The sequence below is a fragment of the Pseudoclavibacter sp. CFCC 14310 genome (assembly GCF_008831165.1).
In the GTDB taxonomy this organism is placed as follows: Bacteria; Actinomycetota; Actinomycetes; order Actinomycetales; family Microbacteriaceae; genus Pseudoclavibacter_A.
The window spans coordinates 300094-317305 of record NZ_WBKC01000002.1; the positions used below are offsets into that span (position 1 = coordinate 300094).

Annotated in this window: 11 protein-coding genes; 9 read left to right on the forward strand and 2 right to left on the reverse strand. The window is 63.4% G+C overall.

Annotated elements, in window-relative coordinates; all coding sequences use genetic code 11:
* Position 1 precedes the first annotated feature (1 nt).
* The 7 genes from F8O06_RS05180 to F8O06_RS05210 all read left to right on the forward strand — a co-directional run bounded on the left by F8O06_RS05180 (position 2) and on the right by F8O06_RS05210 (position 14648).
* A complete protein-coding gene (locus tag F8O06_RS05180) occupies positions 2 to 2179 on the forward strand; it encodes an AAA family ATPase (protein WP_158037848.1) in 2178 nt (725 codons plus the stop codon).
* A complete protein-coding gene (locus F8O06_RS05185; protein WP_158037849.1) occupies positions 2176 to 3114 on the forward strand; it encodes a hypothetical protein in 939 nt (312 codons plus the stop codon). The genes F8O06_RS05180 and F8O06_RS05185 overlap by 4 nt, the downstream gene beginning before the upstream one ends.
* 409 nt (positions 3115 to 3523) lie before the next feature.
* Positions 3524 to 4309 (forward strand): hypothetical protein, encoded by a 786-nt coding sequence (locus F8O06_RS05190; RefSeq protein ID WP_158037850.1) that lies wholly within the window; start codon positions 3524 to 3526, stop codon positions 4307 to 4309.
* 50 nt (positions 4310 to 4359) lie between these two features.
* Positions 4360 to 6561, forward strand: a complete 2202-nt coding sequence (locus F8O06_RS05195) for an ATP-dependent DNA helicase (RefSeq protein WP_158037851.1) — start codon at positions 4360 to 4362, stop codon at positions 6559 to 6561.
* Entirely contained in the window at positions 6548 to 7117 is a 570-nt protein-coding gene (lepB, locus tag F8O06_RS05200) for a signal peptidase I (RefSeq protein WP_158037852.1), read from the forward strand. The genes F8O06_RS05195 and lepB overlap by 14 nt, the downstream gene beginning before the upstream one ends.
* 10 nt (positions 7118 to 7127) lie before the next feature.
* Positions 7128 to 12686, forward strand: a complete 5559-nt coding sequence (dnaE, locus tag F8O06_RS05205) for a DNA polymerase III subunit alpha (protein WP_158037853.1) — start codon at positions 7128 to 7130, stop codon at positions 12684 to 12686.
* A 21-nt stretch (positions 12687 to 12707) separates the two neighbouring features.
* Positions 12708 to 14648 carry an LGFP repeat-containing protein gene (locus F8O06_RS05210; protein WP_158037854.1) on the forward strand — a complete coding sequence of 647 codons (1941 nt, stop codon included), beginning with the start codon at positions 12708 to 12710 and terminating at the stop codon, positions 14646 to 14648.
* Between the two features lie 70 nt (positions 14649 to 14718).
* Here the strand turns inward: F8O06_RS05210 and F8O06_RS05215 are convergent, their stop codons facing one another.
* The gene (locus F8O06_RS05215; RefSeq protein WP_158037855.1) at positions 14719 to 14904 is read right to left on the reverse strand and encodes a hypothetical protein; all 186 of its coding nucleotides are present in this window, start codon (positions 14902 to 14904) and stop codon (positions 14719 to 14721) included.
* 7 nt (positions 14905 to 14911) lie between these two features.
* Positions 14912 to 15406, reverse strand: a complete 495-nt coding sequence (locus F8O06_RS05220) for a hypothetical protein (RefSeq protein WP_158037856.1) — start codon at positions 15404 to 15406, stop codon at positions 14912 to 14914.
* A 244-nt stretch (positions 15407 to 15650) separates the two neighbouring features.
* Between F8O06_RS05220 and F8O06_RS12190 the strand changes: the two genes are divergently transcribed.
* Together F8O06_RS12190 and F8O06_RS05225 are read left to right on the forward strand one after the other, a co-directional pair.
* Positions 15651 to 15911, forward strand: coding sequence for a hypothetical protein (locus F8O06_RS12190; protein WP_192496852.1), 261 nt, complete (start codon positions 15651 to 15653; stop codon positions 15909 to 15911).
* Positions 15835 to 17211, forward strand: a complete 1377-nt coding sequence (locus tag F8O06_RS05225) for a HipA domain-containing protein (RefSeq protein WP_225733407.1) — start codon at positions 15835 to 15837, stop codon at positions 17209 to 17211. Before F8O06_RS12190 ends, F8O06_RS05225 begins: the two co-directional genes overlap by 77 nt.
* Position 17212: the final 1 nt, after the last annotated feature.

Here is a 17212-nt window from a genome sequence, read left to right on the forward strand (position 1 = left end):
GATGAGCACACATATCGGAGTCGTTGAAGTGCCGGGCCTTGTCGAGCCGTTGACCAGGGCGGGTTTCGACGTGGTCACCGGCGATGATTGGAAGTCGGCGGCCAGGGCTGTCCGCGATGCGCGCAAGGAGGTCGGGGCATTCCCGATCATCATCGGGGATGTGAGCAGGCCCGCGATCCAAGCATGGGTTGACGCGACGCTCTCACGCGCTGACGCGAAGATTCTGGCGGTCGTCGATGAGACTGTCGCAGACCGTGCAGGGTTGAACAGCGGCAGTGCCCTCTTCTGCGCGGTTGCTACCCCAGTCACCGCAACGCTGCTGCTGTCATGGCTCGAGATCGACCCGGACGTTGCGTTCGACGGCACGCTGTTGAGCCTGACGCACTTCGCTTCGAAGCCGGCGGAGCCAGAGATCGACCCTGATCTCGCTGACCTCTTCGACCTTGATGCCGCCGACACAAGCACTGCTGCCGCCCTGACCCCAGAGCCGAGCGAACCGGCGGCAGGATATGACGACTTCCTTCCGTCGGACAGCCTCCCAGCTGCGACGCATGACAGTCAGCACTCCGTACATCCCGAGCCTGTCTCCAGCGGCAGGCCCGCGCCCGAACCTACGGCAGCACCCCAGCAGCCGTCGCCGCAGGCGGCACCTGTTGAGCCGGCCCCGGAGCTGGTTGCAGGGTCGCCGAACGCGCCTCTTCCGGAGCCGGTCGAACCGCCGACCCCGGAACCGATTCGCTCACCCACCCCGGAGCCCATGTCTTCACCGCTTCCGGAGCCCGTTGCTGCCACACCGGCGCCGGAGCCGGATGCGACGACGCAGAAGAGCACCCACAGCATCATTGAAGAGCTGTTCACTTCAACGCCGCCGGTGCTCCCGGAGGCAACGACAGCGCCCACTTCGAGTGATGTGCCGCCAGCTGCGAGCTCGCCGGCATCGAATGATCTGATAGCTGAGCTGTTCGGGGACCGGGCCCCCGAATCTGCAGCGCCCCAGCAGCCGTCGCCGCCGCCGGTGGCACCTGTTGAGCCGGCCCCGGAGCTGGTTGCAGAGCCGGTGCCGGAGCTTCTTCCGGAGCCCGAGCCCCAGCCTGCGCCAGCAGCCGAGCTGTTCATCCCCCCTGTTCCACTGATTGTCGACGGCGAAATCGGACCGCTCCCGAAGGACGACCGTGCTCTCGCTGCGGAGGAAGAAACCGAGGCCGAACGGGCAGAGACGCAGGAGTACGACCAGGCGACGGTGATCGCACCGGAAGTCGGGCACATCAGCCCGCGGCAGGAGCTGCCCCGGTACCCGGAGTCAAGCACACCTGTGGTCTTCACCATGGCAGCGAAAGGCGGTGTCACCAAGACCACGACCGCTCTCGCTCTCGCGCACCGGGCGGCAGTCGTGTACGGCAAGCGAGTCACCGTCATCGACATGAACCGCGGTCAGGGCTCGATCTGTCAGATGCTCAGGATGGACACCGAGCGGCGCCTGACCAACGAGGGGCTACCCACGGTCTACGACATGGCGATCACCCGTCGACCGGAGGCGGCGATGATTCTCCCGGAGCGTGCAAGTCATTTCCGACCGCCGGAGCTTCCACCGGTTCCATTCGCGCTGATGCTCGCGCCCACCGACCTGCTCAACGACCCCCTGCTCGTCGACGACGGCCTGTACCGGACGGCCATCGACTATGCACGGACGGTCAGTGACCTGGTCATCGTGGACACGCAGATCATCGAATCGACGGACGTCTCCGGTCTCGTCGACAACGTGATGGCCCCGCTGGTGCGAGAACGAGGTGCGTGGGCGGTCGGGCTGTTCGAGAACAACCGTGAGGCGATCGCCAATCTGAAAGCACGGCTGGAGAGCGACTTCTCCGGCGCCCCGACCGGGCGCGTGCTGCTGGTGACCTCGCTCATTCATGATCGGGCAGAGCTCGGGACCGGTCTGCTCGCCGGGATCGACACCAAGTTCCAGGGACTCGGCCAGTACCTCGGCGCAACGTACTACGACGCGAAGTTCAGAGACGACTTGAACAACGGGTTGTTCGATTCGTCAAGCCCGGCGGTCGCCGGGGTCACAGACAAGATCGTGTCCCGCGTGCTGGGGGAGACGCCCCGGCTCGACTCGGCAGAGCTCGCCCCCAAACGCTCAGCCAAGCGGCGCGGACTGTTCAGGAGACGCCATTGAGGGGAGCGCCTCCAGCAGCTGAACAGATCGTAGAGAAGCTGGAGGCAATCCTTTGGAGCGAAGCCGCAGCCGACCTGCAGCTGGACCGGCTGCCGGCGAACGGGGTGATCGTTCGACTGCCGATGTTCGCACTCCGACCGCCGAAGATGAACGTCGGACGCAAAGCCCTGACACGGCAGCTGCTGCACCTGCGCCTGCAATGGCGGACTCCGGTCGTTCAGGTGCTCGCAGTCGGTGCGACGTTCACCGCCGAGTGGCGCACGACATCATTGGGCCATGGGCTGACCGGCAGCAGGACCTTCACCGCGGACGGAGCGATCGGCGAACGCTACTACGGCAGGCGTCAGCTGGCCCGCAAGGTGGAGTCCCTCCGCCATGGAGGTGTTCGTGCTCGCGCGGAGCTGCTGCACCTGTTCGAACCGTTCGCACGTGAACAGCTCGAACGTGCGAACTTCTCCCTTTCCTCTGAGATCGCGGACTTCCACAGACGCACGACCGCGGAGTCCCGGCAGTCCCACAGTGAGAACCTGCTCGACGACACCACCGTTGAACAGATGGTCACGGAGATGCTCTACGGGACGCCTGAGCGAAGGTCTGATGTCGACAGGCTCATCGACAAGGCTTTGGCCCCGGAGGCTTTGGACGGCTGCGATCTTGACCGGATCTTCCGGTACGGGGTGTGGTCGCGTGCTCGTTCGACAGTGCAGCGTGCGATCGGCGACCCCCATATCGGGCCGAAGATCCGCAAGCTCGTCGGGAAGTCGGCCAACCTCACATACGCAGAGGTGATCGAACGATACCGGCAGCTGTACCCACGTGAGCATCTGTCGTGGGAACGAACAGTGAAAGCGCTCAGCGCACCTCTGCCTCAGGGCCAGACGTTCACATGGGCTGCCGAGGTGCTGGAACGTCAGCCGAGAGAGGCAGCAGCATGACCGGCGTCAGCGATAACGCGGCGTCGCAGATGGCCCGGGCTCGCAACTCACTTCACACGGCGCGTCGGATGAGAGCAGAGTATCTGATGGGGGTGAGCGAGTCCGTACTGACTATTGACGATGTGATCCGTGCTGCTCGCCGCCCCGAGTGTGCTGCGCTGCGGAGGATCCTGCTCAGACAGCTGCTGATGGCCCCAGCCGGCAGTGGCCCGAAAGGTGCCGAGAACGTGCTCCAGCGCATGTTCGCTCTGCTTGGTGCTCGGAAGCCCCCGAAGAAGCCCACGATCACGTGGCTGCTTGATGAGCGCGTCGGTGGCGTTCGGCTGCGCGCATTCCTTGACGCACGGACCACCTCGAGCGAGCCTCCATGGCCGCAGTGGCCCTACGAGACCACAAGGGGGAGCACCAGATGAGAAGAGACGACGCCAACGAATCCGCTGAGCGGTGGGTGTCAGGTGAGATCAGCACCGATGACTTCATCGTTCAGCTCAGGACACCGGCGATGTACTGGGTGAAGAGCGCAGCATCACGGAACAACCTCCCATACACGGAGTACGATGACGCGCTCTCCGAGGTCATGGTCGCGCTCGTGCGCGCAGTGCATCTCTACGACGAGACCCCAGCGCTGAAATCCAGTGTCGGGAACTGGTCGGCGATGCTCAGGCAGATCGCGGTGCGCGAGACCTACCGTTTCTGCGCAGCACACCGGCAACATGGCGTCGGTGGCCTGTCAGCGATGACGCGTCGGAGCGCAAGGATCACGAAAGCCCGCCGCGAGCTGACCGCGGCCCTCGGCTATGAACCGGATGACCAGTCTGTCGTCGACCATGTGAACGACGAGGTCGACCGCACCGTCCGCAACCCCGTCAAAGCTGGTGCACGGGTGTCGCTGGCGGATCTTCGACCTCATCAGGTGCTCACCGGCGACGATGCGCACATGGAGCGCATTCGGGCCGTCGACGCGCAGGAAGACGTCGATGTCGCCATCCTCGTCGACCAGGTCATCCACGAATGCGAGCAACAGGACCCTTCGGTCGGTGGTGTCGCACAAGCATGGATCGGCCGTGTGGCCACCACCGGTGAGGTGGCGTCCATCGCCGAGATACGTGCGGCGACCGGTTTGTCGGTGCGAACGGTCCGCGCCCATGTCGAGCAGGTCAGGTCACTGCTGTCACAGCGGCTCGGCAGCCGTTGATCACGCGCATAGGTGCATGGACAGACATCACCGAGTGACGGAGTTGACGGATGGCCGACGAAACGAACGAAGCGGAGGTCTCCGCATTCCTGCGCGAGCTGGTCTCAGATGCGGTCGGCCCCGGTGTGCTGCCGCGTGCAGGCCAGGACGCCCTCGCCAGACACATGGCTGCGCGCCCGAGAGTCGCAGGCGAAGCGCCGACCGGTGTCGGCAAGTCGTTCGCAGCACTGGCGAACGCAGCGGTGAACGCCAGACACGGACGACGCACCCTGATCTCCACGGAATCGCTCTCCCTGCAGTCCCAGATCATGAACAAGGATGCGCCGGCCGCACAGGCAACCGATGCCAGACTGCGCGACGATGACCGTTCGTTCAGCATCGCAGTGCTGAAAGGGTTCTCGAACTTCGTGTGCCTCGCGAAGGCCATCGCGTCAGCTCGAGAAGCGGTCGGCACACCGTTCGCCGGCAAGGTCAGCGAAGCAGAGATCCCTGAGCTCCTGACAAAGCTGGACGCCGCCACCGGCACCGTCACCGTCGAGGATGTCGACTACGACGCGACCGAGATCGTCCCGGCCCTGCGTTGGGCGCTCGACGGCGCCGCCGGCACCGGTGACCGTGCTGACTGCGACGTGCCGATGGCTCGCGGCCAGTTCCGGCACCTGTCGATCTCCAGCGAGGAGTGCGAGCGCACCAAGTGCCCGCTGTTCGACATGTGCTACCCGCAGGCGGCGAAAGCTGCGGTCGCGGAAGCCGACGTCATCGTCACCAATCACAGCGTGCTCGCCGTCCAGGCCTCCCAGTCGATTCCCGTCGTGCTCGGGAACGCGAACGTCGGCCAGATTGACCATGTCATCGTCGACGAAGCGCATGCGCTGCCACAGACGGTGCGAAACCAGGGGCAGGAGGAAGTGTCTGCCCGTCGTGTGCGCTCTCTGATGCGGTCAGCGAAACGACTGATCGCCCCAGGCAGCGGAGCCCGGGTCGACCGCTGGTTCTCCGAAGGCAAGCGCCTTGCCGACGTACTGCAGTCCGCCTGTGCCTCCTGGCTCGCCAGCCGCGGAAATGACGATGGTGCGTTCAGTCAGGAAGACCAGCCGCTGGATGCTTCACGCGAACAGCTGGAGGGATGGGCGGGGACCCTGATCGGGCTGATCGACCCGTTGGAGAAGGTCGCTGCCGCCGGCCATGACATGAAAGGTGTGCAGGCTGCACGACACATTCGCTCCGCTGTCGCTCACTTCACTCACGCGATCGAGCAGGTCGCTGAGCACCGTGGGGGTGTCGCACGATGGGTGGAGACGATCCGGTTCCGCGACGGAACCGAAATGCCGGCGATGCAGTCCGCGCCGGTGAGTGTGGCTGGCATGATGGCCGCGAACCTCTGGGAGTACGAGGGCGGCGACGAGAAGGAACCGATCACTCCGCCTGAACGCATCGACCTGATCAGCGGCACCCTGCAGAAGAACATCGGGCATGAAGCGGGGCTCGACGTCGACTGGAGCGAGTACCAGTCCCCGTTCGACGCAGCGTACGGCAACAGCCTCCTGTTCGTGCCAAAGTTCACCGCCGATCGAGCAGAGGAGATCGCCGACCCCGGCCGAGGTGGGCGTTGGCGGTTCTCCACCCTGAAGCACCGAGCGGTCGCCGCAGACATGATCGTGCAGCTGGTGGGTGCCTGCAGCGGTGGTGGGATCGTTCTGAGCGCGAACAGCGCGAACGGACGCGAGTACGCTCGTCGTCTTCGCCAGGCGTACCCGAACCGTCTGATCCTCGACCAATGGTCGGGCGCCGGTGTACAGGAGCTCGTCACCCAGTGGCGCGAACAGCAGCAGGCGATCCTTGTCGGCACCAAGTCCATGATGACCGGCGTCGACGGCCCCGGACGCACCTGCGAACTGGTGGTCATCGACCGTCCAGCACGAGCACAGCGCAACCCGGTCGACGAGGCACGCGTTCAGCTCATCTACGACCGGACGGGGGACCGCTGGGGCGCCGACCGGCTCGTCTACGTCGCGGACGCAGCCATCCTGCTCGAACAGGCCCTCGGACGACTGATCCGCTCCACATCCGACGTCGGTGTGGCAGCGATCCTCGACTGCAGGCTGACAAAGACATCGGTGGTCAGCTACCCGACGCCGACACGCAGCCTCTACATGCATGCGGCAAGACGTTTCACCGCCAAGACCACCAACCTGGCCAAGACGCTGGAACACCTGAGGCAGATCGGAGGCGACGGACGTGCAGTCGCGTAACTCGAGACTTCTCCTGACTGCGGGGATCGCCGCCGCCGCATTCGTGTGCGGTCTGGTCCTGAAGCTCACCGTCCTCGGCGTGTGGCTGGTGCCGTCAGCGTCAATGGCGCCCGCCCTGCAGCCCGGGGACGTGGTGGTCGCGCTCAAGCTCGGGACAGACATCGACCAACTGCACCGGGGTGACGTGATCGGGTTCGACGACCCTGGTGGCTGGATGACGGACGACCCAGGGGATCACACACATCAGCTGGTGAAACGGGTCATCGGCCTCTCCGGCGAGCACGTCAGCTGCACCGCAGGCGCGGACACCATCGAAGTCGACGGCCGTCGGATCGTCGAGCCCTACCTGGATCAGCCGGCCTGCACGGTCGCTTTCGATGTGACCGTCCCAGATCACGCTGTCTGGGTGATGGGTGACAACCGTGCGGACAGCGCGGACAGCAGGTACCACCAGGACACACCGACCGGTGGATTCGTCAGCGGGCAGTGGGTGACCGGCAGAGTGATCGGTGTGCTCTGGCCGGTCCAGCACCTCACGCGACTCCCACGCGCATAGTTCAGCCATCATGTTTACGCACCTGCACGTTCACACGGAGTACTCACCCCTCGACGGTGCCAGTCACCTGGGTGAGCTGGTGGCGCGCGCTGCGAGTGACGGGCAGACGGCACTTGCAATCACCGATCATGGGAACATCGGTGCCGCATGGGCTTTCCAGCATGAGTGCGAACGGGCACGAGTCAAACCGATCATCGGGTGCGAGGTGTATCTGGCGATCGGCTCTCGGTTCGAGCGCCACACTCTCGAAACGGAAACCGACGAGTCAGCTGACTACGACTCGGAGACCACCCGGACGAAGGCGAAACGCTACTATCACCTGACGCTGATCGCCCGGAACAAAGCCGGGTGGCGGAACCTCAACCGCATTCTCGTCGAGGCGGAAGAACACGTCTGGTCACACCCCCGAATCGACTACGAGCTCCTCGCGGCCAACGCCGATGGACTCATCGTGCTCACCGGCTGTCTCGGCGGACCGGTGCTCGGGAACATGTCCCAAAGCTGCGCGTTCGCGGCGAAAGCTGCTGCAGCAGGGAACGACCTTTCGACATTCCCCAGCCCGGTGCAGGCCGAGGCGCACGCTGTCGCTGCAGACCTGATGGCCGCTCGCCGGTCGTGGGACGAGGCGTTGGCCGACATCCCAGAGGTAACCAAATACCCGGCGACTCCTGCGGAAGCGGTGGCCGGAGGAATCACGTCAGCCGAGGAGGAAGTGCCAGGACCCCTCCTCCTTGCCGCACAGCGGTGGGAGGAAGCCGACAGCAGAGCACGTCAGCTGCGCGACCCGGACAGCGACCTGGACCCTGTTCTGCTCGCCGGACTGGTGGCCAAGCATTCCGCAGCCGCTGAGCAATCTGAGGCGCTGGCCCGGGAGAATCTCGACTCCATCATCGCTGCGGTCGGGCGCGAGAACGTCTACATCGAGATCATGGAGCACGGGATCGAGAAGGAGTCAGCAGCGCTGCCGAAGATGGCGGCCCTCGCAGATGAGTACAGTCTGCCGCTCGTCGCCTCGAATGACTCTCACTACACCGCCCCGGAAGACGCCGCCACGCACGAGGCCATCCTCGCCATGCAGTCCGGTAAAGCGCTCGACGACCCGAAGCGCTTCCACTTCCACGGCGCCGGCTACCATCTGCGTACCGAAGCGGAGATGCGCGCACTGCGACCCGAAACCTGGTGGCAGTCAGCGTGTGACAACACCGCTCTCGTCGCCGACCGCGTGGAACCGCGAGTCATGCCCGATGCACGCATGCGGCTGCCGAAATACCCAGTGCCAGATGGCTACCCAGACGAAATGTCCTACCTGCATCACCTGGTGGCTGCCGGGGCGAAACGCATCTACGGCAACCCGCTGCCCGACAACGTCCGTGAACGTCTGCGCACCGAGATGTCAGTCATCGGTCAGATGGGGTTCCCCGCCTACTTCCTGATCGTCCACGACATGATCCGGTGGGCGAAAGACCACGACATCATCGTTGGCCCCGGGCGAGGCTGCCTGACGGCTGAAGCTCAGGTGTGGACGACACAGGGTATGAAGTCGATCAACGACGTCGAGATTGGGGATCTCGTCCGGACCCATACCGGTGCGATCAGACCGGTGGAGAATCGTTTCAAGTACGAGATCGACGAGCCGCTCGTCACCCTCCGTACTTTCCATGATGGTTCAGGCGTCACGATGACTCAGGACCATAAGGTTCTGTCTGTCCCTGGTCTCAGAGAAGAGCTGCATGAGCGAACCAAAGGTGGTGCAGTGTGGCCGACGGAAGTGACCGAGGAACCAACTTGGGTTGCGGCCAAAGACGTATCTGTGGGGGACTTGCTGTGCGTCCCAGTTCCGCCTTCGCCCGGCACTGCTCCAGCAGTATTCGACGTAGCTGAAACACTTCCCGAAGCGAGGCTGGGTCAGAAATTCACTGTCACGGACTCGGAAATCATCGAGCGGATACCAGTCAACCGCCCATACCGTTCCTCCGTCCGTGATGTATCGAGGCGAGCAGGAGTATCACGGAGCGCACTGCAGGCACTTGCCGGTGCCCGGGCAGCGTTCGGAGAATCTGCACCAGACGCTCTTGGCAGACGCTCTACACCTCGCGTGGTTCGAGCCAGGAAGAAGGCGGAGGAGGTGCTGCGCGCTGACGGGTTCGATTCATTCGGTGACTGGGACTCGTACGTCCATGAACACTCGTCTGTGGAAATTCGCACCCCTCGATTTGTGCCGTTGAACGATGACCTTCTGTTCCTGCTGGGTGCCATGGCCTCAAACGGATGGTTGCGAGGGGGAGGCGACCAACGACGCCTGGGCTGGGCGGAACGCCGATCAACGTCGGACACCAGGATCAGAGACGCGGTCAAGCGCATTTGGGGTCTCACGGTACGGACGGCAGAGTCGAAGACTACAGATCTGGTGCAGTACAACCTCTGCTCTGCTGCTGTCTTCGGCATGTTCTCCGCCTTCCTGCCGGGTTATGAGCAAACCGCTCAGACCAAGCGTCTGCCGGACTGGATCGCTGATCTCTCAGAGGGGCAGAAGCGCACGCTGCTCGAAGGTCTCTGGTGGGGAGACGGTTCAAAATCGGATGCAGCACGACGATGGTCGTACTCAAGTTCATCTCCCATGCTGACAGCACAGGTACGTGACCTGATCTGGGCTCTGCACGCGCCAGCCGGTGTGAAGACCGATGACCGAGTCGACAACCGCGCGGAGTTCAAGAACCGCGCGCCCTCCTGGCAGGTTCGCACCACCCCAGACTTTGGGCCCACGCAGCAAGGCCTCTGGTACGGGGGTAAGCGATACGTCTACCAAAGGGTTCGGTCAAAGACCACAGAGCAGAAGCGCACCACAGTGTACGACCTGCAGGTCCCAGTCGACCATTCGTTCATGACTGACTCCTTCGTGGTCCACAACTCCGCCGCCGGTTCGCTGGTTTCCTACTGCCTCGACATTGTCACCATCGACCCGCTGCGGCATCACCTCCTGTTCGAGCGGTTCCTTGAGCCTGGCCGAAAAGGCATGCCGGACATCGACACCGACTTCGAGAAGGCACGCTTCGGCGAGGTCTACGACTGGGCCCAGCGCACCTACGGCCATGACTCGGTCGCTCGAATCGGCACCTTCATGATCGCGACGACGAAACGAGCGATCAAAGACGCCGCTCGTGTGCATCGGCTCTCCGGCCTGGGCGATCGTCTCTCCAAAGCTGTGCCCGTCGTCGGAGGCAAGCCGTACACGTTCGCTCAGCTGGCGGACCAGTCTGACCTGAAGGGGGAGAAGTTCCGGTCAGTGCTGGCCCGTGCAGGCTCAGATGGTGCGAAGATCGTCGACCTCGCCGAACGGTACTCGAACACCATCGCCGGCACGAGCGTGCACGCCTGTGGCGTGATCATCTCCGGCAAACCCCTCGTCGGGAACGTACCGCTGAGACTGGACCCGAAGGAGGCGACCGAGGGCCGCCAGGTGTTCGTCACCCAGTGGACGGGGCCGGAGCTCGAAGACCTCGGCCTGCTGAAGATGGACATGCTCCGCATCCGCAACCTCGATGTGATCGCCAAAGCCATCGAGTACATCGAAGCGACCACGGGGGAGAGGATCGACTACTACGGCCTCCCGGACCCTGACACGCAGGGCGACCCGCGAGTCTCTGCGGCCTGGCAGCTGCTGCGTGACGGTCGCACCGCCGGGGTGTTCCAGATGGACTCCGACGGGATGCGTAAGCTCACACAGCAGGTGCAGCCGACAGAGCACAACGACCTCACCGCCATCCTCGCGCTCTACCGGCCGGGGCCGATGGGCGCCGGGATGCATGAGACGTACGCCCGCAGGAAGACCGGACGTGAGGAAGTCGACTACACCTACCTCACTGACGACCCGACCGAGGCACAGTGGATCGACACAGTGCTCGGCGACACCTTCGGCGTGTTCGTGTACCAGGAGCAGCTCATGCGCCTGGGCACGGTGGTCTCCGGGTTCGACGCCAGCATGCGCTCGAAGCTGCGCAAAGCTGTCGGCAAGAAGAAGAGGGCGCTGCTCGACGAAGTGTTCACCGCTCTGCGTGAGGGGGCCGGGAAAGAGTTCCGCGACGAAGCCGGGGAAGTCTTCTCACCGGTGTTCTCGGCCCAGACGGTCGAGCGTCTGATCGACGCAATGCAGGGGGCTGCAGCCTACCTGTTCAACCAGTCTCATGCGGCAGCGTACGCTCAGGTCGCATTCAACACCGCCTACCTGAAAGCGAACTGGCCGGCTGCCTATGGTGCGGCGATCCTTGCGTGCACCGATGACGAAGAGAAGCGTCTCACCGCAATCAACTCGCTGCGGGAAGAAGGCGTGACCATCCTCCCTCCGGATGTGAACGCCTCCCTGAGTGCCACGTTCCCGGAGGACGACACCTCAATCAGACTCGGCCTCAGCGAGGTCAAAGGCGTCGGAGTCGTCGGCGACGCCTTGGTCGAGCACCGACCCGCCGAAGGGTACACCTCACTCGGGCACCTCCGTGAGGCACTCGGCTCGGCATTGAACGTCGGTGCACTGGAGAACCTCATCTGCTCAGGGGCCTGCGACCGATACGGCCCACGGCTCGGTCAGATGACCGTGAGCCGCGCGCTTGCCAGCGGTGAAAGCATCCCCATCCCAGCGGCCGAGTTCGGGCTGCTCGAACGAAGCGTCAGGGAGCGCAATCTGCTTGGGGTGAGTCTGTCGGAGAACCCTCTGGCCAGGTACAAGGCTCAGGTAAAAGCATGGAGAGTCCCTGGGGTCGAAGACTCCGAGGGTGCAGCGCTCGGGGCACGTGCGATCCCTGTGCACCGAATCCCCGACGCGGAAGGTGCACGCGTTGTCATCGCCGGCATCCTTGCGAGCGCGAAAGAGCGCGCCTACAGCAAAGGCCAGATGCTCTCCGTCACCATCGAAGGCGGGAAGTCGAGCATTCGCGGGGTCATGTGGGCTGAGGATCTCGTCAGCCAGCTGCGCAGCGAAGAGGGCCTGCCTGCAGTCGGGTCGGTCGTCGCAGCCAGCGCACGAGTGCGCGTCCGTGAGGTCGAAGTCACCGACGAGCGCGGAGAGGTCATCGACGTCGAGCAGGTCAGAGAGCTCAACGTCATGCACATGTGGCCGATCCCGATCGACGAGAGACTCCACGAAGACCGGCTGTCGGTCGACGCTGCCGAGCAGGCATTCGCGCTCATGCGAGAACAGAAAGTCCAGCGGTTCGTCGACCTGCAGCTTCCGCCGAGCGAGTTCACCGAGCTGGAGACCAGCCTGCTGCGACCGCTGCGGAAACGACCAGTGGTCACAGTCACTGTCTGCCCAGTGTGCGGACGGCACCGGTACGTGACCGGATCGACCTCCGCGAAATGCACCATCTGCGTCGGATGCACCGGGCAGCCTGTGAAAGCACTCACGACGGCAGCCCGGGCGCCACGGTCTGTCAGCGGACGATCCGAAGCCCGAGAGAGCCCCGCCGAACAGTCCCCGGCGGGCAACGATCCGGATGAGGACAGTGACCCCGCACCTGCGGATGAGGAGAAGCCACAGACGTCACCTGCGGGTCTGCTCAGCGCAACCCTGCTGTGATCCTCCGCATATAGAGCTGGTATGAGCTCACTGCTGAAGACCGTCATCGCGACAGCCGCTGCCTTCATGGTCGGCGTGCCACTGTCATTGGGGCCGACCGCCACGCCGGACGCCCAAGCTGCTGTGGCGATCGCGCCGCAGTCTGCCGCCACCTCGAGCGCCAAACTGGACACCACCTACAGTCAGTTGAGCGACCAGATGGGCCTTGGTGCGAAGACCGGCAGTCTCTCGGGGCTGAAAGACAACGGTCAGCTGATGTACACCCAGAACGCGCTGATCTACGCTCACGACAGCTGGCAGGTCGGGGTGCCGATCAAACGGGGGAAGATCCTCGACGCCTACGCAGGGACCGGCTTCGAGAACGGCTGGCTCGGATACCCGAAGAAGCCTGAGACTGGCCGGTATGGCGGGACCGTTCAACAGTTCGAAGGCGGCTGGGTGAAAGTGGATTCCAACGGCTCAGTCAGCACCGGGGGTGGATCCTACGGGCAGGACTTGCGCAATGACCAGGATGGCATCTGGCACATTGCTGCCCTCTACACGAACACAGGTGGTGACGGGGGGAGACTCGGGCGCCAGAACGGACCGATCAACTGCGGCTTGTCTCTCGGTGGCTGCTACGCGGCATTCACCAAGGGTGAAATCTGGCGAACGCCGTTCACTGAAGCGGAAATCGCTGACTGGAGGATCATCCACCAGTTCGAGCTCACCGGGTGGGAAGACGGATGGCTGGGCTACCCGATCGAGGGAACGACCTCTGGTGCCGGAAACCCTGTCGGTGGCGCGTATGTGAACTTCGAGTTCGGGTCGATCTCCATTGACTCAGCTGGCCGCACAACCGTCTCTCAGAGCAAGTTCAACAATGGGCTGCAGAACGGCACCGGCTGCTCATATGCGAAGGCTGGAGACCACCAGTACCGTGACTCGGTCTGCTGGATTGACATGTCGCAGCTCAACGAGTCCCAGGCACGTTCAGCGGCAGGCCAGGATATGACGCTCACCCTTGACGGCGGGTATACGGCACGGTTCAAGTTCAAGGTGCGGAACTACCCAGGCCGAGGACAATCGAGTCTGTCCGCGGCAGCTGTGCCGACGTACTACGCATCGGGGCTTGGCAACACGGGGTTCGAGTCCATCGAGGGGCGACCGGCGCTGCTCTTCGACGGGCAGATCGGAAGCGGCGTCTCGATGACTATTGACTCCGTCAAGGTCACTGACGCCACCGGGGCGGTGGTTCCTGACTACGCATTCGTCACCGGTGATTCCGAGTCGACAGAAGTCGGTGAGACGGTCATCTTCCGTTCCGACAAGACCCTCACGAAGCTGGCCTCACTGTGGGGTGGAACGGGCCGTGGCTGTGATGACACCCGAACACAGACCACGGGAACGACCGTGACGTGCGTGGGCCCCAATGGTGGAAGCCTCCACCTTGTGGACGGGCCGTTCTGGCAGTACATGCAGTACGACGTTCAGCGTTCGGGGAACATCCTCTACTACAGCTACTCGCCGGGCTACATCACGCAGGACATCCTGGCGGACACCCCGAATGGAGCGATCTTCGGCTTCCTGGTGACGAAAGCGAGCACCACGGTCAAAGCCCCGAGCGACGCCCGAGGTGAAAGCCCCGTCTTCACTGGATCCGTTGGTTCTGGTTCAAACTCAGCGACAGTCGACGCGAATCCTGGGGAGACCAAAAGCACTGATGACAAGGTCTTCCTGAACGGTTCCGATCTCAAGTTCCGCGTGGACGCCAGGGGGACTTCACCAGCCTGGTACAAGTACAACTGGTCATGCACCCGGAACGGGCGGGCCGACCCGGCGCTCACCGCGGGTGCAGACGATGGCAATGAGCTGACTGTGGCGCGCTCGAAGATCAACTTCGGTGACCGAATCTCATGCACGGCCGATGTGCAGCTGCGTCCGGTGACGTTCACCATGCGTGACCGCTACTGGCGCCAGTAGGGAGCCAGAAAGCCCGGGGCCCTGTGCGACTCGCAATGTTCGGTCAACAGGACCTCGGGCTTTCTGGTGTCTACCGGTTTCGATGGACGCTCCACCATGCCACCGCTGCGGCGCATGGAACCATCACGAAGGTATGTGGCAGGAGCATGTCGATGAACTGCTGTACCCCGCCACCACCGATCAGGCATCCAACGAAGAGAGCGACATACGAGGCGAGTGCAAGCACCGCAACCACCCACAGAATGCGCTTCTTCATAGCGACCTCAGCAGACCGAGTTCCAGTCGATGGCTCCGCTACCCGCTGCTAACAGCAGTTCGCAGGGGATGCCCAGCGCTCCAACGGAGCCAGCTGCGGCAAGTCCACAGATGGCTGTGCCCCAGACGGTGTAGAGCCCATAACCGGCCCAAGCCCGTGCACAGTGGATGCCCCAACCATAAGCAGTGATCCCACCTGCAGATGGCTGGCAGCCCAGTGAAGGTGTTGAGTCCGGCAGCACCTTTGCATGCTCCTGAGTCGAGATCTCCCGAGCCTGTTGCAGGTCTACGGCATCAGCTACGTTCGTGGCCAGGAACTCCGTTGAGACTCCGGCGTGCGCTGCAGCCTCCTGAATTGCTCCAGACGAGACCAGAAGCTCAACCTTGGTTGCGCTTTGGTCATTCTCCGCAGCGGTGGCTGGGCTGACCATACCAAGTGCAACGAGTACTGCGCAGGTCATTCCGATCAGCGCTTTGATGAGATTTGTGCGTGTGAGTGTCATGCAGGCATCCTCCCTTTCAGTTACGCGTGTACCGTATCACACGGCCCGTATAGCCTGAGAGTGCGCCTGAGTGCGTGGAGATCGCTCGTCGGTGGAGGCCGCGCGCTTGTCTGCCAGCACGTCTCAGACGCCGACTGTTGGCGGTTATGGAGCCCGGCGCACAATCGGACGGCGGATGACAGAGGGCGTGGCGCCGTCGAACGCTCCGCGCATATGATGTGTGTAGAACAGGAGGTGGTGCGCGATGGCAACCCGTCAGTTCTTCGATACCTATGAGACACTGGCAGCAGCTCTCAGCAGTGCCATCGAAGTCCAGGGGCTGACCGCTGAGCAAGTGGCAAAGCGTGCTCGTGTGGATGTGTCTTTCGTCCACGACCTGCAGCAGGCCCGGCCGCAGCGTCAGATGGGCAAGACCCTCGATGTTCTGGATGTTCTCGACATCCAGCCATACGCTCTGCCTGCGCCGCCGCCGCCAGCCAGGAGACCGTTGCGCCGTGCCAGCTAAGGTCCTGGAGGTCTGGTGGGGTGGAGAGCACGTCGGCCAATTCACTCGGTCTGGTCTTGGTCAACCAGTCGAGTTCCACTACGATTCACCTGACCTTCCTCAGATCTCGCTGTCACTCCCGAATGGGAGCAAGGCCGGTGCATCTGCTCCGGGGCGCTTCCTGCGCAATCTGCTACCTGACCGGTCGCAGATGCTCGACCGCTGGGCTATGACCTATCAGACGGATAATTCGCCGTTCAGCCTGCTCGAACATGTCGGCACTGACGTCGCTGGCGCACTCGTCATCCTTCCCGAGGGAAGCTCCCCGGCGCACGATAGAGCCCCGGTGCCGTTCATCACCAAGGGCGACATCGCCGCGCGCATCATCTCCATCAGTCATGATGCTGACGCCTGGCGAGACCCGGACCCTCAAGTGGGACAGAGGTTCTCACTCGCCGGCTCACAGGGGAAGTTCACCGCGGCGAACATCGACGGAAGATGGGCGTGGCCAACCGTGAGTGCTCCCTCGACCCACATTTTCAAGCCCGGTAACAACGATCTCCAGCAGGTGGAGGAGCTGGAGGTTGCAGGCCTCGCACTCGCAGGTGAAGCTGGTATCCCGAGCCCGCATGCTGCGGTGTTCACAGCCATGGGGCAGCACGCCTTCCAAGTCGAGCGCTTCGACCGCGACACGTCGCAAGACGTTGCGGTCCGGCTTCATACCGAGGATATGGCACAGGCTCTGGGCGTCGACGTTGAACACAAATACGGTGTGACTGCTGCACAGGCCCTCAAGGTGCTTGAGCCGTTCGGTCGCCCGCAGCAGTTCATGTTCATCCGACAGCTCGCTTTCAACACCTCGTACGGAAACAGCGACGCACATGCGAAGAACTACTCGATCTACTTGGAGCCTGACCGGGTTGAACTCACCCCGATCTACGACACCGTACCCACTCAGGTCTACCCACAGTTCAACGCAAACTTGGCCATGAGTATTGGCGGTGCATCGACGTCGCAGGGAATCGAGGCTGACAATTGGCGGAAACTTGCCCGTCAGTCCGGGCTGGACGCTGAAGAGGTGCTCGACGTTGTCGAGGATGTGTCACGGACCGTCTCTGAACAGGGCATGGACGTGCTGAAGCAGCACGGTGTGCACGGGCAGACGCTCGATGCCATGGCCGGCATCATCGACCGAAACACTCGCAAGGCCCTGTCCGCATCATCCGCCGGTCACGGCATGCAACGGACCACAGTGCAGCCTCGCACATCGGACGGTCGATACGCGAACAAGCCCCAGTCCCCATCTGAGGTCGGCCTGTAGC

Bases quoted from the DNA above. Each gene is read 5' to 3' on its own strand.
- F8O06_RS05190 (WP_158037850.1), top strand. From the start codon at position 3,524: ATGAGAAGAGACGACGCCAACGAATCCGCTGAGCGGTGGGTGTCAGGT.
- F8O06_RS05180 (WP_158037848.1), top strand. From the start codon at position 2: ATGAGCACACATATCGGAGTCGTTGAAGTGCCGGGCCTTGTCGAGCCG.
- F8O06_RS05195 (WP_158037851.1), top strand. From the start codon at position 4,360: ATGGCCGACGAAACGAACGAAGCGGAGGTCTCCGCATTCCTGCGCGAG.
- F8O06_RS12190 (WP_192496852.1), top strand. From the start codon at position 15,651: ATGGCAACCCGTCAGTTCTTCGATACCTATGAGACACTGGCAGCAGCT.
- F8O06_RS05220 (WP_158037856.1), bottom strand. From the start codon at position 15,406: ATGACACTCACACGCACAAATCTCATCAAAGCGCTGATCGGAATGACC.
- F8O06_RS05210 (WP_158037854.1), top strand. From the start codon at position 12,708: ATGAGCTCACTGCTGAAGACCGTCATCGCGACAGCCGCTGCCTTCATG.
- F8O06_RS05215 (WP_158037855.1), bottom strand. From the start codon at position 14,904: ATGAAGAAGCGCATTCTGTGGGTGGTTGCGGTGCTTGCACTCGCCTCG.
- dnaE (WP_158037853.1), top strand. From the start codon at position 7,128: ATGTTTACGCACCTGCACGTTCACACGGAGTACTCACCCCTCGACGGT.
- F8O06_RS05225 (WP_225733407.1), top strand. From the start codon at position 15,835: ATGTTCTCGACATCCAGCCATACGCTCTGCCTGCGCCGCCGCCGCCAG.